Here is a 26,916-nt window from a genome sequence, read left to right on the forward strand (position 1 = left end):
ACGGAAAAGCCGCCAAGGGCGCTCCACAGGCTCTACGCTTAAAGGATTCCCCCTCAGTTACAAGGAGTTCCTATGCGTCGCGCTTACCTGCTCTCTCCCCTGCTTGCCCTGCTGATTGGCGGGGGCGCGCTGGCCGCTGACACCCAGAGCCGCGAGGCGGCCGCCGCCCTGCATAACCCCACCCAGCAGAAGATGACCGACTGCGAACAGCAGGCCACCCAACAGTCGCTGAAGGGCGAGGATCGCAAAAAATTCATGAGCCAGTGCCTGCCCGCGCAGGTCAATCCTGACCAGCAGTTGACGCCGCACCAACTGAAGATGAAAGCCTGCAACGACGACGCCGACCATCAGGACATTACCGGTGACGCCCGCAAGACTTTCATGAGCAAGTGCCTGAAGAAAAGCAGCTAGTTCAACCCCTTATCAACGATGGCCCGGCCCCAGCGGGCGGGCTGTCCCGGCCTGCCCCGCGTTTCATTTTCTTTGTCCGCCAATTTTCGCTATGGTGTAGGGCAACAGATTGTCCCCGCCATTGGGTTGGTGGCAACAGGCGCGGTTTTTCCGCGCCACAATCCGATTGTCGGCGTGATGGTCAGGCCATATAATGATAATTGTTATCATTAAAAATCAGGAAATTAAGGAGTTTAGCTATGGCTGTAACGAAGCTGGTGCTGGTGAGACATGGTGAAAGTGAGTGGAACAAAGAGAACCGCTTCACTGGCTGGAAAGATGTCGATCTCTCTGACAAAGGCCGCACCGAAGCCAAGCAGGCAGGACAGTTGCTGAAACAGGAAGGCTTCCATTTCGATTTCGCTTACACCTCCGTGCTGAAACGCGCCATCCACACCCTGTGGAACATCCTGGACGAGCTGGACCAGCCGTGGCTGCCGGTGGAGAAGTCCTGGAAACTGAACGAACGCCACTACGGCGCGTTGCAGGGTCTGGACAAAGCCGAAACCGCACAGAAATATGGTGACGAGCAGGTGAAACAGTGGCGTCGTGGTTTTGCCGTGACCCCGCCGGAGCTGGATCGTGAAGATGAGCGCTTCCCGGGCCACGACCCGCGCTACGCCAAACTGCGTGCGGAAGAGCTGCCGACCACCGAAAGCCTGGCGCTGACCATCGATCGCGTGATCCCTTACTGGACTGACGAGATCAAACCGCGCATTGAGAGCGGCGAGCGCGTCATCATCGCGGCCCACGGTAACTCCCTGCGCGCGCTGGTGAAGTACCTGGACAACATGAGCGAAGAAGAGATCCTCGAACTGAACATCCCGACCGGCGTGCCGCTGGTGTATGAGTTCGACGAAAACTTCAAGCCGATCAAGCACTACTACCTGGGCAATGCCGACGAGATCGCCGCCAAAGCGGCCGCTGTCGCCAACCAGGGCAAAGCGAAGTAACAAAAACGGGGCCGATGGCCCCGTTTTTTTATCCCTGCTGGCATTAGCCGCGACGCGCTTCCACCGCCGCCGCCAACTGGCGCAGCACGGTTTCGGTGTCGTCCCAGCCGATGCAGGCGTCAGTGACGCTCTGGCCATAAACCAGCGGCTCGCCACTCTCCAGACTCTGGTTGCCTTCCACCAGATGGCTCTCAATCATCACGCCCATGATGCTCTGGTCGCCGCCCGCGATCTGGCCGCAGACGTCGGTCGCCACTTCCATCTGCTTTTTGAACTGCTTGCTGCTGTTGGCGTGGCTGAAGTCTATCATGATGCGCGCCGGCAAGCCCGCCTGCTCCAGCCCGGCCTTCACCGCGCTGACATCCTGCGCGCTGTAGTTCGGCGCCTTGCCGCCGCGCAGGATGATGTGGCAGTCGCCATTGCCGCTGGTGTTGACGATGGCGGAGTGGCCCCACTTGGTGACCGACAGGAAGCTGTGCGGCGCGCCAGCGGCGTTGATGGCGTCAATGGCCACCTTGATGGTGCCGTCGGTGCCATTCTTGAAACCGACCGGGCAGGAGAGGCCAGAGGCCAGCTCGCGGTGCACCTGGGATTCAGTGGTACGCGCGCCAATCGCGCCCCAGCTCATCAAGTCCGCCATATATTGCGGGGTGATCATGTCGAGGAACTCGCCCGCCGCCGGCAGACCGGTGTCGTTGATCTCCAGCAGCAGTTTGCGCGCCAGACGCAGGCCATCATTAATCTGGAAGCTGCCATCCATCTGCGGGTCGTTGATCAGCCCTTTCCAGCCGACAGTGGTGCGCGGTTTCTCAAAGTAGACGCGCATCACAATCTCCAGCGCGCCGTGCAGCTCGTCACGCAGCGCCAGCAGGCGGCTGGCGTACTCTTTGGCGGCTTTGGGATCGTGGATGGAACAGGGGCCAATCACCACCAGCAGGCGGTCATCATTGCCCTTCAGGATTTTGTGGATCGCGCTGCGTGCGTGGGAGACCGTCTCCGCTGCCTTATCAGTGGCAGGAAATTTCTCTAACAGGGCAACAGGGGGCAGAAGTTCTTTGATCTCTTTGATGCGTAAATCGTCATTTTGGTAATTCATAACTGTTCCATTGGATCTTCGGAGGGGCGCACACACGGGCGAATCTGCCTAAATTTATCCTCTCTCCCGGTTGCTGTAAACATACTTTCACACCTGCGCTTTTTCCGCGGCCAGATTGATAACTGGCGAGATTAATCTAGGCTTAAAGTATGCATATGAATCAGTCACACAACGTCGGCGACCCGTTTTATCCATATGCGCAACCGGTTATCCGGCTGCTACCCGGCTAAAACGTCCATTACCCCAATCAATACCGCGCGGGAACAAGGACGTGATTTTCTGGCAACGGGCAACCGTTAACCGCCCGGTCTGCCATTCTGTTTCACATAACCCGACCCACAGCACCAAAAAAATGGAGAGGACATAATGAAAAAGCTCGCTTTGATTTTTCTGACCGCAACCATGGCACTCGGTACTTTCGGTAGTGGCGCTGCGCTGGCCGCTGGCTCTTCCAGCAATAATGGCATGTCTAACCAATCTGATGGCCCTGGCGCGAAAGAGAACCTGCCGCCGAACAACGTGGACAATAGCCAGATTAATACCGGCTCCAACGATGTGAGCGGCAATACCAGCATTGATACCGGCACCGGTGATACCAGTACCGCGACTGGCACCACCGATGCAGATGAAGCACATAAAAAGACCATGTGTAAAGATGGCCGCTGCCCAGACCAGACTCCAGGGGCTGCCGCGGACGATACCACCAAGTAATCCGCCCGCCATTGACACCATCACGGGGGCCTGGCCCCCGTTTTTGTTTTTCCGCCCCCCTTCCCCCTTGCAACCTGCCGGCCGTGGTTTATGCTATCTGAACAGCCATAACTGGCTGATATTAAATGTATTGTTATAACATGACGACTGGCCTCCTGCCGGTTGTCAGTGACTGCTGACAGGATAGTTTATGGCTCATACTCATCATCACGCCCCGAGTGACAGTAACAGCAAGCGCTTGTTGTGGGCCTTGCTGATCACCGGTGGTTTTATGGTCGCCGAAGTGATTGGCGGGCTGGTTTCTGGTTCGCTGGCGCTGTTGGCCGACGCTGGCCACATGCTGACCGACACCGCCGCGCTGTTGATGGCGCTGCTGGCGGTGCGTTTTGCCCGGCGCAAGCCCAACGCGCGCCATACGTTTGGCTATCTGCGTTTGACCACCATGGCCGCTTTCGTCAATGCGGCGGCGCTGCTGGTGATTGTGGTGCTGATTATCTGGGAGGCGGTAGAGCGTTTTGTCCAGCCACAGCCGGTGCTGGGTGGCACCATGATGGTGATTGCGGTGGCCGGGCTGTTCGCCAACCTCGCCTCATTTTGGCTGCTGCACCGTGGCGACGCCGAGGCCAATATCAACGTGCGCGCGGCGGCGCTGCATGTGCTGGGCGACCTGCTCGGCTCCGTTGGGGCGATTGTGGCGGCGCTGGTGATCCTCTATACCGGCTGGACGCCCATCGACCCGATTTTGTCGGTGCTGGTCTCCTGTCTGGTATTGCGCAGCGCCTGGGGGCTGATGAAGGAGAGTTTCCACGAGCTGCTGGAGGGGACGCCGCAGGAGATTGACATTCAGGCGTTGCAGAAAGACCTGTCACGCAATATCCCGGAGGTGCGCGACGTGCACCACGTCCACGTCTGGCAAGTGGGTGAGCAGCGGCTGATGACGCTCCATGCGCAGGTGGTACCGCCCCATGATCATGACGCGCTGCTGCACCGTATCCAGCACTACCTGCTGGATCACTACCAGATTGGCCACGCCACCATTCAGATGGAGTATCAGCATTGCGATACACCCGATTGCGGGATCAGTGAGCGCGCGGCTCAGGGCGCGCATGGGCACGTTCATTCTCATGGGCATGGGCACTCTCATGGGCATTAGGGGGGATTTAGGCAATGGCGGGTGCCTTGGCCTCGCTAGGGCCGGAGAAGGGCCTGCTGGCGCGCCGGCCCTGCACCACGCGGATGGTTTAACCTTCGGTTTGTCTCTGTCTTTTTTTGTCTTTGGCTTATGTATCGATTTGTGGCTCCGCTGGGGCCGGAGAAGGGTTTCGGTTGTTTGGGTTCCTTTTTCTGCTTTGGCCTCGGAGCCTCAACCGAGCAGGGCCTGCCGGCGCGCCGGCCCTGCACCACGCGGGTGGTTTAACCTTCGGTTTGTCTCTGTCTTTTTTTGTCTTTGGCTTATGTATCGATTTGTGGCTCCGCTGGGGCCGGAGAAGGGTTTCGGTTGTTTGGGTTCCTCTTTCTACCTGTACCCCGGAGCCTCAACCGAGCAGGGCCTGCCGGCGCGCCGGCCCTGCACCCGCGCGCTTTGGGTGCCTCGGCTAATTATTGCCCGCTACCGCGGGTTCCCTCCGTCAGCTTCCGGGCTGTCGGGCCGCGGCAGACGCGCTCCCAGCGCGACTGCCACTTTCGCGCACATCCCTGTGCGCTCACCCGGCCCGGAATCCTCCGTCGGCAATAATTGAACGCCCCCACCTCCTCTGCAAATCCTCGGCTATGTGAGGAAATAGTTGGGGGTGATATATGGGGGAATTATTTCTGTTTAAAGGGTTCTGGGTTTTATGCGGCTGGGTATGTAGTGTTTAAGGTATGCCGTAGACAAAAATACAATCAGCTCCACAGCCAATCCATCCCACCTTCCAATAAAAAAAACTCCCCAACTATTTCCTCACATACTTACAGCGCGCAGAGGAGGTAGAGGCGTTAATCATTGCCGAGTGAAGTCGCAGGGCCGGGTGAGCGGGCAGGACGCCCGCGAAAGGGCCAGCCGCGCCGGGAGCGCGTCTGGGCCGGCCCGGAAGCCCGGAGACGCAGCGAGGGTCACCCGCGAGAGCGGGCAATGATTAGCCATTCCACCCAAAAGCGCGCGGGTGCAGGGCCGGCGCGCCGGCAGGCCCTGCTCAGTTGAGGCTCCGAGGCCGAGGTAGAAAAAGGAATCCGAACAACCGAAACCCTGCTCCGGCCTAGCGAGGCTACAGGCAACAACAATACCCGCCCCCCCAACTCTTTCCTCACATAGCAAAAGATTTGCAGAAACGGTGGGGGCGTTAAATCATTGCCGAGTGAAGTCGCAGGGCCGGGTGAGCGGGCAGGACGCCCGCGAAAGGGCCAGCCGCGCCGGGAGCGCGTCTGGGCCGGCCCGGAAGCCCGGAGACGCAGCGAGGGTCACCCGCGAGAGCAGGCAATGATTAGCCACTCCACCCCAAAGCGCGCGGGTGCAGGGCCGGCGCGCCGGCAGGCCCTGCTCGGTTGAGGCGCAGGAGCACAGGTAGACAAAGGAATCCGAACAACCGAAACCCTTCTCCGACCCCAGCGCGATCACGTGCAATCGCTATGGCCGAAACCCCTCTCCGGCCTAAACGGAGCCACAGGCATCCACGATGCTCGAAACCCTGCTCCGGCCTAAGCGAGACCGCAGACGACAAAAAAGCCAAAGTAGAAAAAACTAAAACAGAGGAGAAGACGCGTTACAGCAGGAAATATAAGGGAATATAAGAAACAACGAGAGAGTACATGATGGTGGGTCGTGCAGGATTCGAACCTGCGACCAATTGATTAAAAGTCAACTGCTCTACCAACTGAGCTAACGACCCGCTGTGCGGTTACTGCTGAGAATTTTGTGATGGTGGGTCGTGCAGGATTCGAACCTGCGACCAATTGATTAAAAGTCAACTGCTCTACCAACTGAGCTAACGACCCATCAGGTACTGCTTACTTTTTTACACTTACCATCAAGAAGATGGTGGGTCGTGCAGGATTCGAACCTGCGACCAATTGATTAAAAGTCAACTGCTCTACCAACTGAGCTAACGACCCGCTGTGCGGTTACTACTTTGGAATCAGGGCACCATCAGGAAGATGGTGGGTCGTGCAGGATTCGAACCTGCGACCAATTGATTAAAAGTCAACTGCTCTACCAACTGAGCTAACGACCCATAATTCCTTGCTGCCTTAACGCTTTACAAGTTGTCTTGGCAACGGCGGCATATATTACTTATTTATCTGGGCAGTGCAACCTGTATTTCTGAATAAAATTACTGATTGCTTGTTCTTCACCCGTTCGCGTCCAGAAATCAGGCGAAATGCCCAATTTCTGGACGTAAAATCTTACCCAAGTGCGGCAAGACGCTTCTGCGATTGCTTGGCGGCGTCCGTGTTCGGGTACTGCTTCTGTACCTGCTGGTAGACCGCTTTGGCCTTATCCTTCTGCCCTTTGTCCTGCATGATGACACCCACCTTAAACATCGCGTCCGGGCTTTTCGGCGATTTCGGGTAGTTTTTCACCACAACGGCATAATAGTAGGCCGCATCATCCTTCTTCCCCTTGTTGTAGTACAACTGCCCCAGCCAGTAGTTGGCATTCGGCAAATAGGTGGAGTCTGGATACTGCTTGATAAACGCCTGGAAGGCCGTGATCGCCTGATCGTACTGCTTCTTCTCAAGCGCCAGGGCTACGGCGTTGTTGTAATCGGTATTGGCATCGCCACTGCTGGCCGGTGCGGCGGGCGCACTGGCTGCGGGGGCGCTGCCTGCGGCGGCGGTACTGTCTGTCGCGGCGGCGGCAGGTGCGGCGGCACCCTGGCTGCTCAGGCTGTCGATCTGCTGGTAGATCTGCTTCTGGCGTTCGACAATCTGGTTGAGCTGATACTGGTTCTCCTGGATTTGGCCCCGGAGTGTATCGACATCGCGTTGAGAGTCAGCGAGCTGCTGCTGGAGTTGGGTTAAAAGTTGGCTGTGCGCGTTGGAAATGCGCTCGAGCTGCGTGACACGGTCTTCCACCGAGCCAGAGCCGACACTACTGATTGGCGCCTGGGCAGTAGCGGCCCAGGGGGCCGCTACGCCAACCAGTAACGCCAGACTCACTAAGGAGTGTCTGAAGTTACTGCTCATGCGATGCTCTTAGTAAACCAGAACGGCACGACGGTTTTTGGAGTAAGCCGCTTCGTCATGACCCAGTACTGCCGGTTTCTCTTTACCGTAAGAAACGATGGAGATCTGGTCTTCAGAAACGCCTTTGCCTTGCAGGTACATTTTCACGGAGCTGGCACGACGCTCGCCCAGGGAAATGTTGTACTCCGGCGTACCGCGCTCATCCGCGTGGCCTTCGATGGTGACTTTGTAGGACGGGTTGCTGCGCAGGAAAGCGGCATGTGCGTCCAGCATCTGAGCGAAGTCAGAACGGATATCGTACTTGTCCAGATCGAAGTAAACGATGTTGTTGCGTTGCAGTTCCTGCATCTGAAGACGCGCTTGCTCTTCAGAAGACATGTTGCCTGCACCCGCGCTGCCGTTCTCCATCATACCAGTGCCGGCGCCCATACCAGATTGGTCATTGTTCGCGCTTTTGTTGGAGCTACATGCAGCGATAGCCATAACCGGCAATGCCAGCATCAGCCCTTTCAGCACTTTGTTCAGTTGCATCTCTTTGATCCTTTTATTGTTTGCCATACATATTTACACATGCATCACAGATACGGCGACCAGGCAGGGAATTTGACCTGTCCATCGGTAGCCGGAAGACGCGCTTTGAAACGCCCATCAGTCGAGACCAGCTGTAACACGGAACCCAGCCCTTGCGTGGAGCTGTAAATCACCATGGTGCCATTCGGTGCGACGCTAGGCGTCTCATCCAGGAACGTGTCCGTCAACGTTTGGACGGCTCCCGTTTCCAGATCTTGTTTAGCGATGTGCTGCGCTCCCCCATTGGAGCTCACCATTACCACGAATTTGCCGTCAGTACTGACGTCAGCATCCTGGTTTTGAGAACCTTCCCATGTCAGACGTTGCGGCGCACCGCCATTGATACTTACTTTATACAGTTGTGGACGACCGCCCTGATCGGAGGTAAAGGCCAGGGTCTGGCTGTCCGGGAACCAGGTCGGCTCAGTGTTGTTGTTACGACCGTCGGTGACCTGGCTGATTTGGCCAGAGCCGAGGTTCATCACATACAGGTTCAGGCTGCCGCTCTTGGAGAGGGCAAAGGCCAGCTTGCTGCCATCCGGCGAGAAGGCCGGCGCGCCGTTGTGACGCGGGAAGGAGGCAATCTGACGCACCGCGCCATTGGCCAGGGTCTGTACCACCAGCGCCGAGCGGCCACTCTCAAAGGTTACGTAAGCCAGCTTGGTGCCGTCCGGCGACCAGGCCGGGGACATCAGCGGCTGCGGCGAGCGGTGCACCACGAACTGGTTGTAGCCGTCATAGTCCGCCACACGCAGTTCATACGGGAACTGGCCGCCGTTGGTCTGCACCACGTAGGCGATGCGGGTACGGAAGGCGCCCTTGATACCGGTCAGCTTCTCGAACACTTCATCACTGGCGGTGTGTGCCGCGTAACGCAGCCACTGCTTGGTCACCTTGTACTGGTTCTGCGCCAGCACGCTGCCCGGCGCACCGGAGGTGTCCACCAGCTGGTAGGTCACCAGATAGTTGCCGCCAGCATCCGGCTGGATCTGGCCCACCACCACGGCGTCAATGCCCAGCGCCGTCCAGGCGGCCGGGGTCACTTCGGCAGCGCTGCCCGGTTGCTGCGGCATACGCGCGGCATCAATCGGGTTGAACTTGCCGCTGTTGCGCAGATCCGCGCCCACAATGGCACCAATCTCTTCTGGCGCACTGCCCGGGCCGGCCCACTTGAAGGGCACCACACCGATAGGACGCGCGGAATCCACGCCCTGGGTAATCTCAATGCGAACCTCTGCATGGAGCATAGTGGCCCACAACATCAAAAGGCCCATCGCTACTCGAAATGCCTGCTTCATTGTCTCTCCCTTATCTGGGCATTTTGCCCGCGATAACTTAGCTGAATTTTAACTAACCCACGCCCACAAAACTAGAACATCACCCGTGACACTATAGTAAAAGTCTTAAAACTTGTTGCCTTATGCGATTAACGTGGCTTGAAGTCCAACGGCGCATTCTTAAAGGCTTCGTATACATCCTGGCTCGGTGGCTTCGGAATGCGTGCCTGACGGGCGGCGGCGATCGCTGCCTGACAGAGCGCCGGGTCGCCCCCCTCCGCCGAGATGCTGATCAGCAGGCCATCTGGTGCCAGTTTGATGCGCAGGTTACAGGTGCGGCCCTTGTAGCTCTGCCAGTCATAGAACTTGCTCTGGATGGCGGCCTGCACCTGGCTGCCATAGTTAGCGAGATCCGCACCGGACGCGCCACTGTTCTTGTTCTTGCCCTGCCCTGCCGGGCCAGAGGCTTTGTCAGGCGTGCCGTTGGCACCGCCGCCAGATTTCGGCGCATTCTTCGAAGAGGCCAGGCCGCCGAACAGATCGTCCACGTCCTCACTCTGCTTGGCTGCGGCTGCCGCTTTCTTGGCTTCTGCCGCTTTCTTGGCATCGGCGGCTTTTTTGGCGTCCGCCGCTTTTTTGGCTTCTGCCGCTGCGGCCGCTTTCTCTGCCGCCGCTTTTTCAGCAGCAGCCTGTTTGGCCTCTTCCGCTGCCTGCTTCTTCGCCTCGGCAGCGGCGGCTTTCTTCGCCTCATCCGCCGCCTGCTTTTTGGCTTCGGCTTCGGCCTGTTTCTTCGCCTCGGCTTCCGCCTGTTTCTTGGCGTCAGCGGCGGCTTTTTTCGCCTCTTCAGCGGCCTGTTTGGCTTCTGCTTCCGCGGCTTTCTTCGCCTCGGCTTCCGCCTGCTTTTTCGCTTCTGCCGCTGCGGCGGCTGCGGCTTTCTTCGCCTCATCCGCCGCCTGTTTCTTCGCGGCCGCCGCTGCAGCCGCAGCCTCTTTCTTCGCTGCCTCTGCCTGTGCTTTCGCCTCGGCAGCGGCGGCTTCCGCTTCTGCTTTGGCCTTGGCGGCAGCGGCTTCAGCCTGCTTCTGCTGCGCCTGGGCCTTGGCGGCGGCTTCCTGCGCCTGTTTCTGCTGCTCTGCTTGCGCCTGTGCCTGTTTGCGGCTCTCTTCCTGCGCCGCAAGGCGCTCTTTCTCCAGCTCTTTCAGCCGCTGCTGTTCAGCGGCCTGCTTCTGCTGCAACTCTTCCGCCTGCTGCTCAGCCTTTTTCTGGCGGAGCTGGGCGGCGCGCTGGGCATCTGTCTGCTGTTGTTGCTGGCGGTTATACTGCTCAACCACCGCGCCCGGATCGACCATGACGGCGTCAATTGCACTGCCGCCATCCTCACCGCCGCCACCACTGCTCATGGAGGTGTCTTCGGCCAGCGAGCCCCAGATCAGCAGGGCAATCAATATGATGTGCAGCACCACCGAAACAATAACGGCGCGTTTTAGCTTATCGTCTTGCTCAGTTGCCTTTACCACAATAGATTCCCAAAACAGGATTACTAAAAAACAAGGTTTCCAACCGCCCTCTCCCTGCGCGTTGAAAACCCATATAAACGCCGGCCAACTGCCGGCAGGTGTCAGATCGGTTGTGTCATCAAGCCAACGGAGGTGACCCCTGCCTGATGCAACAGATTCAGCGCTTTAATAATTTCGTCGTAAGGCACCTCTTTGGCACCCCCAATCAGGAACACCGTTTTCGGGTTTGCCTTCAGGCGGGCGGCGGCTTCCGCCATCACCTGCTGCTCAGGCAACTGCTCCATCCGCTGGTGATCGGCCACCAGGGTGTACTGCCCTACCCCGGAGACCTCAACGATCACCGGTGGATTATCATTGCTGCCAACGGCTTTGGAGTCCGTTGCGTCCGGCAGATCCACTTCCACGCTCTGGGTGATGATGGGCGCTGTCGCCATAAAGATCAGCAGCAGCACCAGCAACACATCGAGCAATGGAACGATGTTGATTTCCGATTTCAGTTCGCGACGACCGCGACGACCACGTGCCATCTTCTCCCCCTACCTTATTTGCTGTGCTCGCTGGAGAAGGCCTGACGGTGCAGGATGGCGGTGAACTCTTCCATGAAGTTGTCGTAATTTTGCTCCAGCTTGTTCACGCGCTGGTTAAGGCGGTTATAGGCCATGACCGCCGGGATGGCCGCGAACAGGCCGATGGCGGTGGCGATCAGCGCTTCGGCGATGCCGGGCGCAACCATTTGCAGGGTGGCCTGCTTCACCGCGCCAAGGGCGATAAAGGCATGCATGATGCCCCACACCGTACCAAACAGGCCGATATAGGGGCTGATGGAGCCGACGGTGCCGAGGAAGGAGATGTGGTTCTCCAGCGTCTCCATCTCACGGTTCAGGGAGATGCGCATGGCGCGCGAGGCGCCGTCGATCACCGCTTCCGGCGCATGGCTGTTGGCGCGGTGCAGGCGGGCGAACTCCTTGAAACCGGCGTAGAAAATCTGCTCTGAACCAGCCAGCGCGTCACGGCGCGTCTGGCTCTCCTGGTAGAGGCGAGAAAGCTCAATGCCCGACCAGAATTTATCTTCGAAGGCCTCTGCATCACGGGTGGCGGCATTCAGGATGCGCGTCCGCTGGATAATGATCGCCCACGACACCACCGAAAAGCCGATCAATACCAGCATGATCAGCTTCACCAGAAGGCTGGCCTTCAAAAATAGATCGAGAATGTTCATGTCAGTCACTGCTTAAACTCCGCGACAATAGACTTGGGAAGCGCGATCGGCTTCATTTGGTGTGGGTCGATGCAGGCGATCAGCACCTCGGCGCTGCTCAGGAGTGTTCCCTGCTCATCGAAAATCTTCTGGACGAACGTGAGTGAGGCGCCGCGCAGAGCGGTAATCTCACTCTGCACTTCCAACAGATCATCCAGGCGTGCCGGGGCATAATAGTCCACCGTCATGCGGCGCACGGCAAAGGCGACGTGGTCAGCCAATAGCTGCTGCTGATAAAAGTGGTGTTGGCGCAGCATTTCGGTGCGCGCTCTCTCATAAAAGGCCACATAACGGGCGTGATAGACCACGCCACCTGCGTCTGTATCTTCGTAGTAGACACGAACCGGCCATCGGAACAACGTATTACTCACTCTACATCCCGCAATGCAATTAAACGCGCTTACTATACGCAATGGAATTAGTGTTTGGAATGGGTTGCCAGAGTTACAGAGAAATAATTATCGGTCCAGTCAGGGCGTTATAAATTAATGTAAATTATTAGCAAAAAAAGTATCCCGCAACCCGCGCCTGACGCCGCCTAAGACGGCAAAAGGGGCCATCTGGCCCCTCTTGCTTTTTATCCCTGTCAGTGGGTTTTTTTGGCCGTCTCACGCGCCTCATGGTGCTCCAGCGCCAGGGCGGTGATGATGCCGCATGAACAGGCCAGCAGCGTGCCGAGAATCCAGGCGAAATACCACATGGTGTGCTCCTTAATAGAGTGAGTGGGTATTGTTTTCAATAAAGGTTTTATCGACCCGGCCAAACATCTTGTAGTAGGCCCAGGCGGTGTAACCCAACACAATCGGCACGAAGATGATCGCCACCACCGTCATGACCTTCAGCGTCAGCAAGCTGGAGGTCGCATCCCACATCGTCAGGCTGACGTTCGGGTGGGTGATGGAGGGCATGACAAACGGGAACATCGTGACGCCGGTGGTGAGGATGATGCAGGCGATGGTCAGCGAATTACTGACGAACGCACAGGCAGCACGATCCAGTCGCGCCATCAGGATGGTCAGCAGCGGCAGCAGCACGCCGAGCGCAGGCAGTGCCCAGAGCGCTGGCATCCGTTCAAAGTTGAGCAGCCACGCGCCCGCCTGATGCGCCACCTCTTTGCGCAGCGGGTTGGACTCCGCCGCCAGATCGAGGCTGGAGGTGACCACGTAGCCATCAATGCCGCTCACCAGCCAGATGCCAGCCAGCAGGAAGGCGACCATCACCACCAGCGCCGAGATCTGGGTGGCGGCACGGCTGCGCAGGTGCAGTTCGCCAGTGGTACGCATCTGCAAATAGGCTGCCCCCTGCGTGACCAGCATCGAGAGGCTGACCACGCCAGCCAGCAGGCCGAAGGGGTTGAGCAGCGCGAAGAAGCTGCCGGTGTAGTACAGGCGCAGGTACTCATCGACGTGGAACGGCACGCCCTGCAACAGGTTGCCGAACGCTACGCCAAACACCAGCGCTGGCACGAAGCTGCCGATGAAAATGCCCCAGTCCCACAGGTTGCGCCAGCGGCGATCCTCCAGCTTGGAGCGGTAGTCAAAGCCGACCGGGCGGAAGAACAGCGAGGCCAGCACCAGAATCATCGCCACGTAGAAGCCGGAGAAGGCGGCGGCGTAGACCATCGGCCAGGCGGCGAACAGCGCGCCGCCGGCGGTGATGAGCCACACCTGGTTGCCGTCCCAGTGCGGGGCGATGGCGTTGATCATGACGCGGCGCTCGGTGTCGGTGCGGCCCAAAATGCGCAGCAGCACCCCGACCCCCATATCAAAGCCGTCAGTGATGGCAAAGCCAATCAGCAGGATGCCAATCAACGCCCACCAAATCAGACGCAATACTTCGTAATCAAACATGCTGAGTCTCCTTACTGTGCCTGTTGCAGGGCCGGGGCAACCTGCCCTGCCGGGGCGGCGTCAACGGCGCCGGTCTCAAAGTGGTAACGACCCGTCTTCAGGCTGCTGGGGCCGAGGCGGCCAAAGCGGAACATCAGGTACATCTCCACCACCAGGAACAGGGTGTAGAGGCCGCAGATCAGCCCCATTGAGAAGAGGATGTCGCCCGCGGTCAGGGAGGAGCTGGCCACCGCGGTCGGCAGCACCTCGCCGATGGCCCAAGGCTGGCGGCCATACTCCGCCACAAACCAGCCCGACTCTATCGCGATCCACGGCAGCGGGATGCCATACAGCGCCAACCGCAGCAGCCAGCGCTGCTCACCGATGCGGCTACGCAACACGCTGATAAAGGCCAGGCTAATCACCAGCAGCATCAGCACGCCACAGGCCACCATGATGCGGAAGGAGAAGTAGAGCGGCGCCACCTGCGGGATGGAGTCTTTGACCGCCTGCTTGATTTGCGCTTCCGTGGCGTCGATGACGTTCGGTGTATAGCGCTTGAGCAACATGCCATAGCCCAGATCCTGCTTGCTGTCGTTGAAGGCGTCCCGCACCGAAGGGTCGTTGTTGCCAGCACGCAGCGACTCGAGCAGCTGGTAGGCGCGCATACCGTTGCGGATGCGGGCCTCATGCTCGCCCATCAGCTCGCGCAGCCCGGCAACCGGTTTATCAACCGAGCGCGTGGCGATCAGCCCCAGCATTGCGGGGATCTGCACGGTGTAGTCATTTTGCATCTTCTCCTGATCGGGCAGGCCGAACAGCGTGAAGCTGGCCGGGGCAGGCTGGGTCTCCCACTCCGCTTCAATCGCCGCCAGTTTGGTCTTCTGCACGTCGCCCATCTCATAGCCGGACTCATCGCCCAGCACAATCACCGACAGCACCGCCGCCATGCCAAAGCTGGCCGCGATGGCGAATGACCGTTTGGCGAACGCCAGATCGCGCCCCTTCAGCAGGTAGTAGGCGCTGATGCCCATGATGAACATGGCACCGGTGCAGTAGCCGGCAGCCACGGTGTGAACAAACTTCACCTGCGCCACCGGGTTGAAGACCAGCTCGGCGAAGCTGACCATCTCCATGCGCATGGTTTCGTAGTTGAAGGTGGAGGCGACTGGGTTCTGCATCCAGCCGTTGGCGATCAGGATCCAGAGCGCCGACAGGTTGGAGCCGAGCGCCACGAGCCAGGTGACCATCATGTGCTGCACCTTGCCGAGGCGATCCCAGCCGAAGAAGAACAGGCCGACCAGCGTGGACTCCAGGAAGAAGGCCATCAGCCCCTCAATCGCCAGCGGCGCGCCGAAGATGTCGCCGACGTAGTGGGAGAAGTAAGACCAGTTGGTGCCAAACTGGAACTCCATCGTCAGGCCGGTGGCGACCCCCAGCGCGAAGTTGATGGCAAACAGCTTGCCCCAGAACTTGGTCATATCTTTATAGATCTGCTTGCCAGAGAGCACATAGACCGTCTCCATGATTGCCAGCAGGAACGCCATACCGAGCGTCAGCGGGACAAACAGGAAGTGGTACATGGCCGTCAGGGCAAACTGTAAGCGTGACAGTTCGACTACATCAAACATGGTGACCCCTTACGCAGTACGGGAGCGGCGCGCAGCGGCATCCGCCCCAGGACGTTGAGCTGTGAATATCATTTTAAAAACGTGATGTCGAAAATAGACCCTGGCCGCCGACAGAACGCCGGACGGTTTTACCTTTAAAAACACAACAAAATTAACAAATAAATTACTTTCATTTGCGTGGTAATTATCTTACGCCTCACTTCAGATGAAATAAATAGCCTGACAAGGGATGGCGGCTATTTTTGTTCACAGATCAAATTTTTATTTTTACGCATATTTTGGATAATTGATCTAAATCAATAAAACCTCTGATAAACAAAAAAGCCTTTGCTTTTTTTGCAAAACCCTAGGGCTGCGCGTCAACAACCCTCACCCAAGTTACTGATTAATTGTCATTTTGTTAGAAGTCTGTGAATGCAAAATCCTATAATAGCGTTGCTGTTTATTTATTACCTGACAAATTATTATTTGGCGATGCCTTTAATTAATGACCAGCGAGGATATGTATTATTGACGGAAAAGTGTGGGCGGTGATATTTTTACGCGCCAATCACCCCTGGAAAATAATCGGAAATAGATCCAATGAAGATAAAAAAATATAGCCTTATATTGTTGGCAGCTCTATTTTCTCTGCCAGTCATTAGCTACGCGCATAATGACAGCGGATATAGCCATGATGCCAATATTATGGATTACAGCCAAAGCGACTGGATGGCCAAACTGGATAATTACACCCCGCTGGGAGAATTGGCGATCCCTGGCACCCACGACTCCGGCTCGCGCTACGGCGGTGCGTCGGTGGCCAATCAGGTCATGACCATTGACCAACAGTTGCGTGCTGGCATCCGGTTTTTGGACATCCGCGTGCGCCATATTGATGACAGTTTCGCCATCCATCACGGGTTTGTTTACCAGAAGATGAATTTCAATGACGTGATGAAACAGGTGACCCAATTCCTGAGCGCTCATCCGACAGAAATTGTCTTCATGCGCCTGCGGGATGAATATGATGGCGAGTCCACCAATAGCATTCGTAGCGCCAATGAGACGCTGGATGAATATCTGGCACAATATGAGAAGTGGATCAGCCACCGTAACAAAGCCTACCCGTTGGAGACGGTAGGCGCGCACCGCGGCCAGATCTATTTCCTCTGGGACAATCTCTACCCCCAACGTACCCTGACCTACGGGCAGTTCTTCGGCCAGCAGTTGCAGGATGCCTATCAGGTCAAGACCAACTGGGATCTCTATGGCAAGTGGGAAAAGGTTAAGGCCTTCCTTGAGGCGAGCCGGCACTTCAGCGGCCAGCAGATCGCCCTCAACTATCTGAGCGCCTCTGGCGGCTCCTTCCCCTACTTTGTCGCCAGCGGCCACTCCAGTAGCGGCACCAGCGCCTCGCGGCTCTCCACCGGCCTGACCACGCCGGGCTTCAAGCACCGTTACCCGGACTTCCCGCGCGTCTCCTGCTTCATCGGCATCTGCACCATTGCCTTTGAGGGCACCAACACCTTGACGAAAAACTACCTGAACAATCGCCCGGACATGAAACCGCAGGGCATCATCGCGGCGGATTTCCCCGGCAAGGGGCTGATTCAGGCGATCATCAATAAAAACCGCTTTGTTAAGTAGCCAGCGGCTGATCACGAGACTGGCGGCGAGCGCCCATAAAAAAGGCCACCCGAGGGTGGCCAATATGTCGAGCGAGTAAAACTCAGTTCAGCAGTGACTTCACGGCTTCGCCGATGTCAGCCAGGCTGCGGACGGTTTTCACACCTGCCGCTTCCAGCGCTGCGAATTTGTCGTCTGCGGTGCCTTTGCCCCCGGCAATGATGGCGCCCGCGTGGCCCATACGCTTGCCTTTCGGCGCGGTGACGCCCGCGATGTAGCCCACCACCGGCTTGGTGACGTGCTCTTTGATGTAGGCTGCCGCTTCCTCTTCCGCGTTGCCGCCGATTTCACCGATCATCACGATCACTTCAGTCTGCGGGTCTTCCTGGAACAGCTTCAGGATGTCGATGAAGTTGGAGCCTGGGATTGGGTCGCCGCCGATGCCGACGCAGCTGGACTGGCCGAAGCCGTAGTCCGTGGTCTGCTTGACCGCTTCATAGGTCAGGGTGCCAGAGCGGGAGACGATGCCCACTTTGCCCGGCTTGTGGATGTGGCCCGGCATGATGCCGATTTTGCACTCGCCCGGGGTGATGACGCCCGGGCAGTTCGGCCCGATCATGCGCGCGTCGGTCTGCTCCAGCTTGGCTTTCACCACCAGCATGTCCAGCGTCGGGATGCCTTCGGTGATGCAGATGATCAGCTTAATGCCAGCGTCCAGCGCTTCCAGAATGGAGTCTTTGCAGAACGGGGCGGGCACGTAGATCACGGACGCGGTAGCGCCGGTCTGCTCAACCGCTTCACGCACGGTGTTGAAGACTGGCAGGCCCAGATGCTCGGTGCCGCCTTTGCCCGGCGTCACACCGCCGACCATCTGGGTACCGTAGGCAATCGCCTGCTCGGAGTGGAACGTCCCCTGGCTGCCGGTGAAGCCCTGGCAGATAACTTTAGTCTCTTTATTGATTAAGATGGACATTATTTCCCCTCCACTGCCGCAACAACTTGCTGAGCCGCATCCGTCAGGCTGGTCGCAGCAATGATATTCAGGCCGCTGTCAGCCAGACGCGTGGCTCCCAGTTCGGCGTTGTTCCCTTCCAGACGCACCACCACCGGCACGCTGACACCCACTTCAGAGACCGCGCCAATGATGCCGTCGGCAATCAGGTCGCAGCGCACGATGCCGCCGAAGATGTTGACCAGCACCGCTTTCACCTTCTCATCGGAGAGGATGATTTTGAACGCTTCGGTCACGCGCTCTTTGGTCGCGCCGCCGCCAACGTCAAGGAAGTTGGCCGGTTCGCCGCCGTGCAGCTTCACGATGTCCATGGTGCCCATCGCCAGGCCTGCGCCGTTCACCATGCAGCCGATGTTGCCATCCAGCGCCACATAGTTCAGCTCCCACTGTGCCGCGTGCGCTTCACGCGCGTCTTCCTGGCTCGGGTCCTGCATTTCGCGCAGTTCCGGCTGGCGGAACAGGGCGTTGCCATCCGCGCCCAGCTTGCCATCGAGGCAGACCAGATCGCCCTGCTTGGTGATCACCAGCGGGTTGATCTCGATCAGCGCCAGATCGCGCTCCAGGAAGATGTTTGCCAGACCCATGAAGATCTTGGTGAACTGCTGAACCTGCTTGCCGCTCAGGCCCAGCTTGAAGGCCAGCTCGCGGCCCTGATACGGCTGCGGGCCGGTCAGCGGGTCGAGGGCCATTTTGTGGATCAGGTGCGGGGTCTCTTCCGCCACTTTTTCGATCTCCACGCCACCTTCGGTGGAGGCCATGAACACCACGCGGCGGGAGCTACGGTCAACCACGGCGCCCAGATAGAGCTCTTTCTCGATGTCGGTCGCGGCTTCCACCAGGATCTGGTGAACCGGCTGGCCATTGGCGTCCGTTTGGTAAGTCACCAGTTTTTTGCCCAGCCACTGCTCAGCGAAAGCACGGATCTCTTCCTTGCTTTTCACGACCTTCACGCCGCCCGCTTTACCGCGGCCGCCGGCGTGTACCTGGCACTTCACCACCCACGGGCCAGCGCCAATTTTGGACGCCGCTTCTTCCGCCTCGCGCGGGGTGTTGCAGGCGTAACCGGTCGGTACTGGCAGGCCATACCGTGCAAACAGCTGTTTTGCCTGATACTCGTGTAAGTTCATGATCTTCTATCCATTCAGGTCTGAAAGATTCAGCCGCCCCGCCAGCCCGTCGTGGGCCGGGGCACGGCCAGATGAAAGTATCGGGCGCCCGCGTGGCGCCCGTTTGGCTTAGACGTCCAGCAGCAGGCGAGCCGGATCTTCCAGCATCTCTTTGATGGTGACCAGGAAGCCCACGGACTCACGGCCATCAATCAGGCGGTGGTCATAGGAGAGCGCCAGGTACATCATCGGCAGAATCACTACCTGACCGTTGACCGCCATCGGGCGATCCTTGATCGCGTGCATCCCGAGGATGGCGCTCTGCGGCGGGTTGATGATCGGGGTGGACATCAGTGAACCGAAGACGCCGCCGTTGGTGATGGTGAAGTTACCCCCGGTCAGCTCTTCCACTTTCAGCTTGCCATCACGGCCCTTGACTGCCAGCTCCTTGATGCTCTTCTCGATGTCGGCCATGCCGAGAGTATCGATGTCACGCAGCACTGGGGTCACCAGACCGCGCGGCGTGGAGACGGCGATGCTGATGTCAAAGTAGTTGTGGTAGACCACGTCATCGCCATCGATGGAGGCGTTGACTTCCGGGAAGCGTTTCAGCGCTTCCACCACTGCTTTCAGGTAGAAGGACATGAAGCCCAGACGCACGCCGTGGCGCTTCTCGAAGGACTCGCCATACTGCTTACGCAAGTCCATGATCGGCTTCATGTTGATTTCGTTGAAGGTGGTCAGCATCGCGGTGCTGTTTTTCGCTTCCAGCAGGCGTTCTGCCACACGCTTGCGCAGGCGGGTCATCGGCACGCGCTTCTCGCTGCGGCTGCCGAGCGCCGGGGCTGGCTCGCTGCTGCCCTTGGCGGTCTCTGGCGCGCGGGCGGCCGGTTGGTCAGACTTGGCCTTCGCCAGGTGCTGCTCCACGTCCTCACGCGTCAGGCGGCCACCGACACCGCTGCCCTTGATGGCAGAGGCGTCGAGGTTGTGCTCGGCGATCAGGCGGCGGATGGCCGGGCTGAGGGCGTCGTTGCTCTCCTCATCCAGGCTGGCGGTCTGGCGCTGGGCCGGGGTCGGCGCGTTGTTCTGCACCTTGTCTTCGCTCGGTTTGCCGCTGCTGTTGCCAGGGCGCAGGCGCGCCAGGATCTGGCGGGAGGTCACGGTCGCGCCCTCATCTTCCAGTACGCTGTCCAGAACGCCAGCTTCTACCGCTGGCACTTCCAGCACCACTTTATCGGTTTCGATTTCCACCAATACTTCATCACGCTCCACGCTGTCGCCCGGCTTTTTGTGCCAGGTGGCGACGGTGGCATCGGCGACCGATTCAGGCAGGTCAGGAACCAGAATATCTACGCTACTCATTATCTATCCTTATGTATTAATCAACGTTCAGCGCGTCATTGACCAGAGCTTGTTGCTGTTTCTGGTGAACGGACATGTAGCCCACTGCCGGCGAGGCAGAAGCCGCACGCCCGGCGTAACGTAAAGAAGCCCCGAAAGGAATCACTTCACGGAAGTTGTGCTGGCTGCAATACCAGGCACCCTGGTTCAGTGGCTCTTCCTGGCACCAGACGAAGTCATGCACGTGCGCGTACTGCTCCAGCACCGCCTGCACCGCCTGATGAGGGAACGGGTAGAGCTGCTCAATGCGGATGATTGCCACATTGGTCTGCTCATTTTTGCGGCGCTGTTCCAGCAGGTCGTAGTAGACCTTGCCAGAGCACATCACCACACGTTTAACCTGTTTTGGATCCAGTTCGTCAATCTCGCCGATGGCTGGCTGGAAGCTGCCGTTCGCCAGCTCATCCAGGCTGGAGACCGCCAGCGGGTGGCGCAGCAGGGATTTCGGCGACATCACCACCAGCGGGCGACGCATACCGCGCAGCGCCTGACGGCGCAGCATGTGGTAGACCTGTGCCGGGGTGGACGGGATGCAGACCTGCATGTTCTGCTCAGCGCAGAGTTGCAGGTAGCGCTCCAGACGCGCGGAGGAGTGCTCCGGCCCCTGCCCTTCGTAGCCGTGTGGCAGCAGCATCACCAGCCCGCACATCCGGCCCCACTTCTGCTCGCCGGAGCTGATGAACTGGTCGATCACCACCTGCGCGCCGTTGGCGAAGTCACCGAACTGCGCTTCCCAGATGGTCAGGGTGCGCGGCTCTGCGGTGGCGTAGCCATATTCAAACGCCAGCACCGCTTCCTCAGAGAGCACGGAGTCCCACACGCGGAACACGCCCTGGCTGTTGTGGATGTGGTTCAGCGGCACGTAGACCGCGCCGTTGCGCTGGTTGTGGATCACCGCATGGCGGTGGAAGAAGGTGCCACGGCCGCTGTCCTCGCCGGAGAGACGCACGGGCACGCCCTCATCCACCAGCGTGGCGTAGGCCAGGTTCTCCGCGCCGCCCCAGTCGAACAGCTTGTTGCCTTCGGCCATCTCTTTGCGGTCGTTGTAGATCTTGGCGACACGTGCCTGCACCTCCACCCCGTCCGGGATGGCGCTGATGCGGCGGGCCAGATCCTGCAAGCGCTTCATCTCTACTTTGTTCGGGTACGGCTCATCCCACTCGTGGTTGAGGTACGGCGACCAGGTAAAGGAGTGCATGTTCATCGGGCGCCACTCTTCTACCACGCAATCGCCGCGGTCGAGGGCATCCCGGTACAGGTTGATCATTTCCGTGGCATCTTCCAGGCTGGCAACCTGCGTCTCGCTCAGGCGGTCAGCATAGAGTTTGCGCGGCGTCGGATGCTTCTTGATCTTCGCGTACATCAGCGGCTGGGTCGCGCTCGGCTCATCGGCCTCGTTGTGGCCGTGGCGGCGGTAGCAGACCAGATCGATCATCACGTCGCGCTTGAAGGTGTTACGGAAATCCAACGCCAGACGGGTGACAAAGGCCACCGCTTCCGGATCGTCCGCGTTGACGTGGAAGATCGGTGCCTGCACCATCTTCGCGATGTCGGTGCAGTACTCGGTGGAGCGCGCGTCCTGCGGGTTGGAGGTGGTGAAGCCCACCTGGTTGTTGATGACGATGCGCACGGTGCCACCCACTTCGTAGCCGCGGGCCTGAGACATGTTCAGCGTCTCTTGCACCACGCCCTGACCGGCAATCGCCGCGTCACCGTGGATGGTGATCGGCAGCACCATGTTGCTGCGCGCCTCGTCGAGGCGGTCGCGGCGGGCGCGAACCGAGCCCATCACCACCGGGCTGACGATCTCCAGGTGCGACGGGTTGAACGCCAGCGCCAAGTGCACCATGCCGCCCTCGGTCTCGACGTCGGAGGAGAAGCCCATGTGGTACTTCACGTCACCGGTGCCGAGGTGCTCTTTGTGCTTGCCGGCGAACTCATCGAACAGCTCTTCGGTCTTCTTGCCGAGCACGTTGATCAGCACGTTCAGGCGGCCGCGGTGCGCCATGCCCAGCACCACTTCGCGCGTGCCGTTCTTGCCAGCGTGGCGGATCATCTCTTTCAGCATCGTCACCAGCGAATCGCCACCCTCAAGGGAGAAACGTTTCGCGCCGGGGAATTTCGCGCCCAGATAGCGCTCCAGCCCTTCGGCGGCCGTCAGCTCTTTCAGGAAGCGCTTCTTCTCTTCGCTGCTGAAGGAGGGCAGCCCCAATACCGACTCGATACGCTGCTGGATCCAGCGCTTCTCTTCGGTGTTGGTGATGTGCATGTACTCCGCGCCGACCGGGCCGCAGTAGGTCTGCTTCAGCGCCTTGTACAGCTCGCCGAGCTGCATGGTGTCCTTGCCGATGGCAAAGGAGCCGACGTTGAAGGTCTCCTGGAAATCCGCCTCGGAGAGGTTGTGGTAGGCCGGGTCCAGATCGGGCACCGTCTCGCGCTGCCACAGGCCGAGGGGATCAAGGTTGGCCTGCTGATGGCCGCGGAAGCGGAAGGCGTTGATCAACTGCAACACTTTCACCTGTTTGGCGTCCGTGTCTGGATCATTGATTGCCGCGGAGTAACGGGACGTGTCTTTCGCCAGACGGCGGAAGTAGTCCCGGGTTTTCGAGTGGAGCTGATCGGGTTTTACACCCGCGGTGGGTAGCTGTTGGAAAATAGAACGCCAGCTATCTTCAACGGAGCCCGGATCGGTTAAGAAGTCTTCATAGAGCTGCTCTATGTAAGACTGGTTCGCGCCCGCCAGATAGGAGGAATCCAGCCAGGCCTTCATTGCGCCGTTCTGCATCATGATCCCTTAAGCTTTGAAGCTTTAGTTTTCGCCGTGGTTAACATACATCGTCGTGCCGTACAAACGGTGTGCCGTCATTACGGTTCATGCATTACGGGTGTGCGCTCACGGCGCCCCGGCCCGTAAAGGAACCTTTGGAAGCGGTCACGCGCGGCCGCTTTCAAAGGTTTCCTGGCCTGAGTGTTGCGCCGGGGGCCAGTTGGCCCCCGGCGCACGGGGATCAGGCGCCCCGTTGCAACAGCATGGACTTGATGTGCCCAATTGCCTTGGTCGGGTTCAGCCCTTTCGGGCAGACGCTGACGCAGTTCATGATACTGTGGCAGCGGAACACGCTGAAGGCATCGCTCAGGCCATCCAGACGCGACTGGGTTTCAGTGTCGCGGCTATCGATCAGGAAGCGGTAGGCCGCCAGCAGCCCGGCCGGGCCGATGAACTTGTCCGGGTTCCACCAGAATGATGGGCAGGAGGTGGAGCAGCAAGCACAGAGAATACACTCGTACAGGCCATCCAGCTTCGCCCGGTCTTCCGGCATCTGCAAGTATTCACGCGCCGGCGGATTTTTCTGATCATTCAACAGGTAAGGCTTAATCTTCTCATACTGCTTATAGAATTGTCCCATGTCTACGACCAGATCGCGGATCACGGGCAATCCGGGCAGTGGACGGATCACTATCTTCTTGTTGCCGTTGCGCAGCGCCGACAGCGGCGTGATGCACGCCAGGCCGTTTTTGCCATTCATGTTGAGGCCATCGGAGCCGCATACCCCTTCACGGCAGGAGCGGCGGAAGGTCAGCATCGCGTCCTGCTCCTTCAGCAGGATCAGCGCGTCCAGCAACATCATGTCGCGGCCCTCTTCGGCCTCCAGCACATAATCCTTCATGTACGGTGCATCATCGACATCAGGGTTGTAGCGGTAGATCGAGAATTCAATTTTCATCTAATACTCCTGTGCACCATGCGCCAACTAGTAGGTACGCGCTTTCGGCGGGAAGGCCGGGCGCAGTTTTGGCTGCATGTTCACTTCGCGACGGGTCATGCTTTCATTTTGCGGCTCATAGAGCGTATGGCACAGCCAGTTCTCATCATCCCGCTCCGGGTAGTCGAAGCGGCTGTGCGCCCCGCGGCTCTCGGTACGGAAGTTGGCGGACACCGCCGTGGAGAAGGCCGTCTCCATCAAGTTATCCAGCTCCAAACACTCGATGCGCTGGGTGTTGAACTCGGTGGAGGTGTCATCCAGACGGGCGTTTTTCAGGCGCTCACGGATCTCTTTCAGTTCGGCCAGTCCCTTCGCCATCGCGTCACCCTCACGGAAGACGGAGAAGTTGTTCTGCATACAGGCTTGCAGCGCCTTGCGGATCTCCACCGGGTCTTCGCCGGAGCGGGTATTGTTCCAGCGGTTGAGGCGGGTCAGCGAGGCCTCGATATCCGAGTCGCTGGCGTCGCGCAGCGTGCCCTGCTCCATCAGCGACTCTTGCAGGTGCATCCCGGCCGCACGGCCAAACACCACCAGGTCGAGCAGCGAGTTGCCGCCGAGGCGGTTGGCACCGTGCACCGACACGCAGGCGATCTCGCCCACCGCGAACAGCCCCGGAATCACCTCATCCTCGCCCTTGGCGTTGAGGCGCAGTGCCTGACCGCTCACCTTGGTCGGGATACCGCCCATCATGTAGTGGCAGGTCGGAATGACTGGAATTGGCTCTTTTACCGGGTCAACGTGGGCGAAGGTGCGGGACAGCTCAAGGATGCCCGGCAGGCGGGACTCCAGCACATCTTTGCCAAGGTGGTCGAGTTTCAGCTTGGCGTGCGGGCCCCACGGGCCATCGCAGCCACGCCCTTCGCGGATCTCGATCATGATGGAACGTGCCACCACGTCGCGGCCCGCCAAATCTTTGGCGTTCGGCGCGTAACGCTCCATGAAGCGCTCGCCATCCTTGTTCAGCAGGTAACCGCCCTCGCCGCGGCACCCTTCGGTCACCAGTACGCCCGCGCCAGCGATGCCGGTCGGGTGGAACTGCCACATCTCCATGTCCTGCACCGGCACACCGGCGCGCAGCGCCATGCCGACGCCGTCACCGGTATTGATGTGGGCGTTGGTGGTGGACTGGTAGATACGGCCCGCGCCGCCGGTGGCCAGCACCGTGGCCTTCGCCTTGAAGTAGACCACCTCACCGGTTTCGATGCAGATGGCGGTACAGCCCAGCACGTCGCCATCCTGGTTCTTCACCAGATCCAGCGCGTACCACTCGGAGAAGATGGTGGTGCCGTTCTTCAGGTTCTGTTGGTAGAGCGTGTGCAGCAGCGCGTGGCCGGTACGGTCAGCCGCCGCCGCAGTGCGTGCCGCCTGCTCGCCGCCGAAGTTCTTCGACTGGCCGCCGAACGGGCGCTGGTAGACGCGGCCATCCTCCAGACGGGAGAACGGCAGGCCCATGTGCTCCAGCTCCAGAATCGCTTCCGGGCCGGTTTTGCACATATATTCGATGGCGTCCTGATCACCGATGTAGTCGGAACCCTTCACCGTGTCATACATGTGCCACTCCCAGTTGTCCTCATGGCTGTTGCCGAGGGCCACGGTGATGCCGCCTTGGGCGGAGACCGTGTGGGAGCGGGTTGGGAAGACCTTGGACACCAGGGCACAGGAGAGGCCCATCTGTGAAATTTGTAGCGCCGCGCGCATACCTGCGCCGCCGGCACCGACGACCACTGCATCAAACTCTCTGACTGGCAGTTTCATTTACACTCCCCACACCACGATGGTTCCATAGATTAAGTACACGAACAGCAGCAGGACGATGGCCAGCTGGATCGTCAGGCGCAACGCCAACGGCTTGATATAGTCCGTCAGCACCTGCCACATGCCGATCCAGGTGTGAACCAGGGTCGAGAGCAGCGTCAGCAGGGTGAACACTTTGGTGGTGGAAGAGGCAAAGAAATCATGCCAGACGGCATAGGTGAGTGGCGGGGCGATGAGGAAAAAGCCCACGATATAGATGATATACAGGGTGATGACGATGGACGAGGCCCGGATTAGAAGCCAGTCGTGCACGCCATTGCGCCCCAATGCTGAAACATTGCTTACCATACCCAAACTCCAGCCAGAATTGACAGCACGACGGTGACCACCATAGCCACTTGGGCTGTGCGGGTACCGGCGGCCAGACTCTCTTCGATCATGCCAAAATCCATCATCAGGTGGCGGATGCCCGCGCAGGTGTGGTAGGCAAGTGCAGTCAGGATGCCCCAAAATATGAATTTAACGAACCCACTATTCATAATGGCAGCGGCCTGCGCAAACCCTTCCGGAGAGGAGAGGGAGATGCCCAGAAGCCACAGGAGGATACCGACCGCTACGAAGCTGATTACGCCAGAGACTCGGTGTAAAATTGACGCTATCGCAGCAACAGGAAACCGGATCGTTTGCAGATCCAGATTGACAGGTCTTTGTTTTTTCACGGATTAGCCCACACAGCTCTTATTATTTTCCTTCCTCCGGCCTGGGTGGGGATCAGACAGCGTTAAGAGCCTTGGCCCTTCACGTCACGCGCTCAAAC

24 protein-coding genes and 4 tRNA genes are annotated in these 26,916 nt (G+C 59.0%); 5 read left to right on the forward strand and 23 right to left on the reverse strand.

Features of this window, described 5'->3' with window-relative positions:
* Window positions 1–72 precede the first annotated feature (72 nt).
* Together C1N62_RS11835 and gpmA are read left to right on the forward strand one after the other, a co-directional pair.
* Window positions 73–411, forward strand: a complete 339-nt coding sequence (locus tag C1N62_RS11835; protein WP_137763825.1) for a PsiF family protein — start codon at window positions 73–75, stop codon at window positions 409–411.
* A gap of 239 nt (window positions 412–650) precedes the next feature.
* Window positions 651–1,403: a 2,3-diphosphoglycerate-dependent phosphoglycerate mutase gene (gene gpmA, locus C1N62_RS11840; RefSeq protein WP_137763826.1), complete on the forward strand. Its 753-nt coding sequence runs from the start codon at window positions 651–653 to the stop codon at window positions 1,401–1,403.
* A 43-nt stretch (window positions 1,404–1,446) separates the two neighbouring features.
* Here gpmA and aroG read toward each other — a convergent pair whose 3' ends face one another.
* Entirely contained in the window at window positions 1,447–2,499 is a 1,053-nt protein-coding gene (gene aroG / locus C1N62_RS11845) for a 3-deoxy-7-phosphoheptulonate synthase AroG (RefSeq protein ID WP_137763827.1), read from the reverse strand.
* 366 nt (window positions 2,500–2,865) lie between these two features.
* On the opposite strand from aroG, the gene C1N62_RS11850 reads away from it, so the two are divergent.
* The gene (locus C1N62_RS11850; RefSeq protein WP_137763828.1) at window positions 2,866–3,210 is read left to right on the forward strand and encodes a protein YbgS; all 345 of its coding nucleotides are present in this window, start codon (window positions 2,866–2,868) and stop codon (window positions 3,208–3,210) included.
* Window positions 3,211–3,400: 190 nt separating this feature from the next.
* Window positions 3,401–4,363 (forward strand): CDF family zinc transporter ZitB, encoded by a 963-nt coding sequence (gene zitB, locus C1N62_RS11855; protein WP_137763829.1) that lies wholly within the window; start codon window positions 3,401–3,403, stop codon window positions 4,361–4,363.
* Window positions 4,364–6,001: 1,638 nt separating this feature from the next.
* On the opposite strand, the gene C1N62_RS11860 is transcribed toward zitB, so the two are convergent.
* The 14 genes from C1N62_RS11860 to cydA all read right to left on the reverse strand — a co-directional run bounded on the left by C1N62_RS11860 (window position 6,002) and on the right by cydA (window position 15,453).
* Window positions 6,002–6,077 (reverse strand) — tRNA-Lys (locus C1N62_RS11860).
* Between the two features lie 30 nt (window positions 6,078–6,107).
* A tRNA-Lys gene (locus C1N62_RS11865) sits at window positions 6,108–6,183 on the reverse strand.
* A 41-nt stretch (window positions 6,184–6,224) separates the two neighbouring features.
* Window positions 6,225–6,300 (reverse strand) — tRNA-Lys (locus tag C1N62_RS11870).
* A gap of 43 nt (window positions 6,301–6,343) precedes the next feature.
* Window positions 6,344–6,419 (reverse strand) — tRNA-Lys (locus tag C1N62_RS11875).
* 172 nt (window positions 6,420–6,591) lie between these two features.
* On the reverse strand, window positions 6,592–7,374 hold the full coding sequence (cpoB, locus tag C1N62_RS11880) for a cell division protein CpoB (RefSeq protein ID WP_137763830.1): 783 nt from the start codon (window positions 7,372–7,374) through the stop codon (window positions 6,592–6,594).
* Window positions 7,375–7,383: 9 nt separating this feature from the next.
* Window positions 7,384–7,905, reverse strand: a complete 522-nt coding sequence (gene pal / locus C1N62_RS11885) for a peptidoglycan-associated lipoprotein Pal (protein ID WP_137763831.1) — start codon at window positions 7,903–7,905, stop codon at window positions 7,384–7,386.
* A gap of 44 nt (window positions 7,906–7,949) precedes the next feature.
* Window positions 7,950–9,242 carry a Tol-Pal system beta propeller repeat protein TolB gene (tolB, locus tag C1N62_RS11890; RefSeq protein ID WP_137763832.1) on the reverse strand — a complete coding sequence of 431 codons (1,293 nt, stop codon included), beginning with the start codon at window positions 9,240–9,242 and terminating at the stop codon, window positions 7,950–7,952.
* A 128-nt stretch (window positions 9,243–9,370) separates the two neighbouring features.
* Window positions 9,371–10,735, reverse strand: a complete 1,365-nt coding sequence (tolA, locus tag C1N62_RS11895) for a cell envelope integrity protein TolA (RefSeq protein WP_137763833.1) — start codon at window positions 10,733–10,735, stop codon at window positions 9,371–9,373.
* Window positions 10,736–10,836: 101 nt separating this feature from the next.
* Entirely contained in the window at window positions 10,837–11,262 is a 426-nt protein-coding gene (gene tolR, locus C1N62_RS11900; RefSeq protein ID WP_137763834.1) for a colicin uptake protein TolR, read from the reverse strand.
* 14 nt (window positions 11,263–11,276) lie between these two features.
* The gene (gene tolQ / locus C1N62_RS11905; protein ID WP_137763835.1) at window positions 11,277–11,963 is read right to left on the reverse strand and encodes a Tol-Pal system protein TolQ; all 687 of its coding nucleotides are present in this window, start codon (window positions 11,961–11,963) and stop codon (window positions 11,277–11,279) included.
* Window positions 11,960–12,364 (reverse strand): tol-pal system-associated acyl-CoA thioesterase, encoded by a 405-nt coding sequence (gene ybgC / locus C1N62_RS11910; RefSeq protein WP_137763836.1) that lies wholly within the window; start codon window positions 12,362–12,364, stop codon window positions 11,960–11,962. The genes tolQ and ybgC overlap by 4 nt, the downstream gene beginning before the upstream one ends.
* Window positions 12,365–12,579: 215 nt before the next feature.
* The gene (cydX, locus tag C1N62_RS11915; protein WP_137763837.1) at window positions 12,580–12,693 is read right to left on the reverse strand and encodes a cytochrome bd-I oxidase subunit CydX; all 114 of its coding nucleotides are present in this window, start codon (window positions 12,691–12,693) and stop codon (window positions 12,580–12,582) included.
* A gap of 10 nt (window positions 12,694–12,703) precedes the next feature.
* Window positions 12,704–13,843 (reverse strand): cytochrome d ubiquinol oxidase subunit II, encoded by a 1,140-nt coding sequence (cydB, locus tag C1N62_RS11920; protein WP_137763838.1) that lies wholly within the window; start codon window positions 13,841–13,843, stop codon window positions 12,704–12,706.
* An 11-nt stretch (window positions 13,844–13,854) separates the two neighbouring features.
* Window positions 13,855–15,453, reverse strand: a complete 1,599-nt coding sequence (gene cydA, locus C1N62_RS11925; protein WP_137763839.1) for a cytochrome ubiquinol oxidase subunit I — start codon at window positions 15,451–15,453, stop codon at window positions 13,855–13,857.
* A 687-nt stretch (window positions 15,454–16,140) separates the two neighbouring features.
* Between cydA and C1N62_RS11930 the strand changes: the two genes are divergently transcribed.
* Window positions 16,141–17,082 (forward strand): phosphatidylinositol-specific phospholipase C, encoded by a 942-nt coding sequence (locus tag C1N62_RS11930; RefSeq protein WP_206057751.1) that lies wholly within the window; start codon window positions 16,141–16,143, stop codon window positions 17,080–17,082.
* Window positions 17,083–17,164: 82 nt separating this feature from the next.
* Here the strand turns inward: C1N62_RS11930 and sucD are convergent, their stop codons facing one another.
* The 8 genes from sucD to sdhC all read right to left on the reverse strand — a co-directional run bounded on the left by sucD (window position 17,165) and on the right by sdhC (window position 26,818).
* Window positions 17,165–18,034 (reverse strand): succinate--CoA ligase subunit alpha, encoded by an 870-nt coding sequence (gene sucD / locus C1N62_RS11935; protein ID WP_137763841.1) that lies wholly within the window; start codon window positions 18,032–18,034, stop codon window positions 17,165–17,167.
* Window positions 18,034–19,200 carry an ADP-forming succinate--CoA ligase subunit beta gene (gene sucC / locus C1N62_RS11940; protein ID WP_137763842.1) on the reverse strand — a complete coding sequence of 389 codons (1,167 nt, stop codon included), beginning with the start codon at window positions 19,198–19,200 and terminating at the stop codon, window positions 18,034–18,036. The genes sucD and sucC overlap by 1 nt, the downstream gene beginning before the upstream one ends.
* A 108-nt stretch (window positions 19,201–19,308) precedes the next feature.
* A complete protein-coding gene (odhB, locus tag C1N62_RS11945) occupies window positions 19,309–20,541 on the reverse strand; it encodes a 2-oxoglutarate dehydrogenase complex dihydrolipoyllysine-residue succinyltransferase (RefSeq protein ID WP_137763843.1) in 1,233 nt (410 codons plus the stop codon).
* 16 nt (window positions 20,542–20,557) lie between these two features.
* On the reverse strand, window positions 20,558–23,365 hold the full coding sequence (sucA, locus tag C1N62_RS11950; RefSeq protein ID WP_137763844.1) for a 2-oxoglutarate dehydrogenase E1 component: 2,808 nt from the start codon (window positions 23,363–23,365) through the stop codon (window positions 20,558–20,560).
* A gap of 223 nt (window positions 23,366–23,588) precedes the next feature.
* A complete protein-coding gene (locus tag C1N62_RS11955) occupies window positions 23,589–24,305 on the reverse strand; it encodes a succinate dehydrogenase iron-sulfur subunit (RefSeq protein ID WP_137763845.1) in 717 nt (238 codons plus the stop codon).
* Window positions 24,306–24,332: 27 nt separating this feature from the next.
* The gene (sdhA, locus tag C1N62_RS11960) at window positions 24,333–26,099 is read right to left on the reverse strand and encodes a succinate dehydrogenase flavoprotein subunit (RefSeq protein ID WP_137763846.1); all 1,767 of its coding nucleotides are present in this window, start codon (window positions 26,097–26,099) and stop codon (window positions 24,333–24,335) included.
* Window positions 26,100–26,447: a succinate dehydrogenase membrane anchor subunit gene (gene sdhD / locus C1N62_RS11965; RefSeq protein ID WP_137763847.1), complete on the reverse strand. Its 348-nt coding sequence runs from the start codon at window positions 26,445–26,447 to the stop codon at window positions 26,100–26,102.
* Entirely contained in the window at window positions 26,441–26,818 is a 378-nt protein-coding gene (gene sdhC, locus C1N62_RS11970) for a succinate dehydrogenase cytochrome b556 subunit (RefSeq protein WP_137763848.1), read from the reverse strand. Before sdhC ends, sdhD begins: the two co-directional genes overlap by 7 nt.
* Window positions 26,819–26,916: the final 98 nt, after the last annotated feature.

This window comes from Nissabacter sp. SGAir0207, from assembly GCF_005491205.1.
GTDB lineage: Bacteria > Pseudomonadota > Gammaproteobacteria > Enterobacterales > Enterobacteriaceae > Chimaeribacter.

Coding starts and splice junctions, on each gene's coding strand:
- tolB (WP_137763832.1), bottom strand. CDS start 9,242: ATGAAGCAGGCATTTCGAGTAGCGATGGGCCTTTTGATGTTGTGGGCC.
- tolR (WP_137763834.1), bottom strand. CDS start 11,262: ATGGCACGTGGTCGTCGCGGTCGTCGCGAACTGAAATCGGAAATCAAC.
- odhB (WP_137763843.1), bottom strand. CDS start 20,541: ATGAGTAGCGTAGATATTCTGGTTCCTGACCTGCCTGAATCGGTCGCC.
- cydA (WP_137763839.1), bottom strand. CDS start 15,453: ATGTTTGATGTAGTCGAACTGTCACGCTTACAGTTTGCCCTGACGGCC.
- sucC (WP_137763842.1), bottom strand. CDS start 19,200: ATGAACTTACACGAGTATCAGGCAAAACAGCTGTTTGCACGGTATGGC.
- sucD (WP_137763841.1), bottom strand. CDS start 18,034: ATGTCCATCTTAATCAATAAAGAGACTAAAGTTATCTGCCAGGGCTTC.
- C1N62_RS11835 (WP_137763825.1), top strand. CDS start 73: ATGCGTCGCGCTTACCTGCTCTCTCCCCTGCTTGCCCTGCTGATTGGC.
- pal (WP_137763831.1), bottom strand. CDS start 7,905: ATGCAACTGAACAAAGTGCTGAAAGGGCTGATGCTGGCATTGCCGGTT.
- cpoB (WP_137763830.1), bottom strand. CDS start 7,374: ATGAGCAGTAACTTCAGACACTCCTTAGTGAGTCTGGCGTTACTGGTT.
- sdhD (WP_137763847.1), bottom strand. CDS start 26,447: ATGGTAAGCAATGTTTCAGCATTGGGGCGCAATGGCGTGCACGACTGG.
- C1N62_RS11955 (WP_137763845.1), bottom strand. CDS start 24,305: ATGAAAATTGAATTCTCGATCTACCGCTACAACCCTGATGTCGATGAT.
- gpmA (WP_137763826.1), top strand. CDS start 651: ATGGCTGTAACGAAGCTGGTGCTGGTGAGACATGGTGAAAGTGAGTGG.
- aroG (WP_137763827.1), bottom strand. CDS start 2,499: ATGAATTACCAAAATGACGATTTACGCATCAAAGAGATCAAAGAACTT.
- C1N62_RS11850 (WP_137763828.1), top strand. CDS start 2,866: ATGAAAAAGCTCGCTTTGATTTTTCTGACCGCAACCATGGCACTCGGT.
- zitB (WP_137763829.1), top strand. CDS start 3,401: ATGGCTCATACTCATCATCACGCCCCGAGTGACAGTAACAGCAAGCGC.
- cydX (WP_137763837.1), bottom strand. CDS start 12,693: ATGTGGTATTTCGCCTGGATTCTCGGCACGCTGCTGGCCTGTTCATGC.
- cydB (WP_137763838.1), bottom strand. CDS start 13,843: ATGTTTGATTACGAAGTATTGCGTCTGATTTGGTGGGCGTTGATTGGC.
- sdhA (WP_137763846.1), bottom strand. CDS start 26,099: ATGAAACTGCCAGTCAGAGAGTTTGATGCAGTGGTCGTCGGTGCCGGC.
- sucA (WP_137763844.1), bottom strand. CDS start 23,365: ATGCAGAACGGCGCAATGAAGGCCTGGCTGGATTCCTCCTATCTGGCG.
- C1N62_RS11930 (WP_206057751.1), top strand. CDS start 16,141: ATGGATTACAGCCAAAGCGACTGGATGGCCAAACTGGATAATTACACC.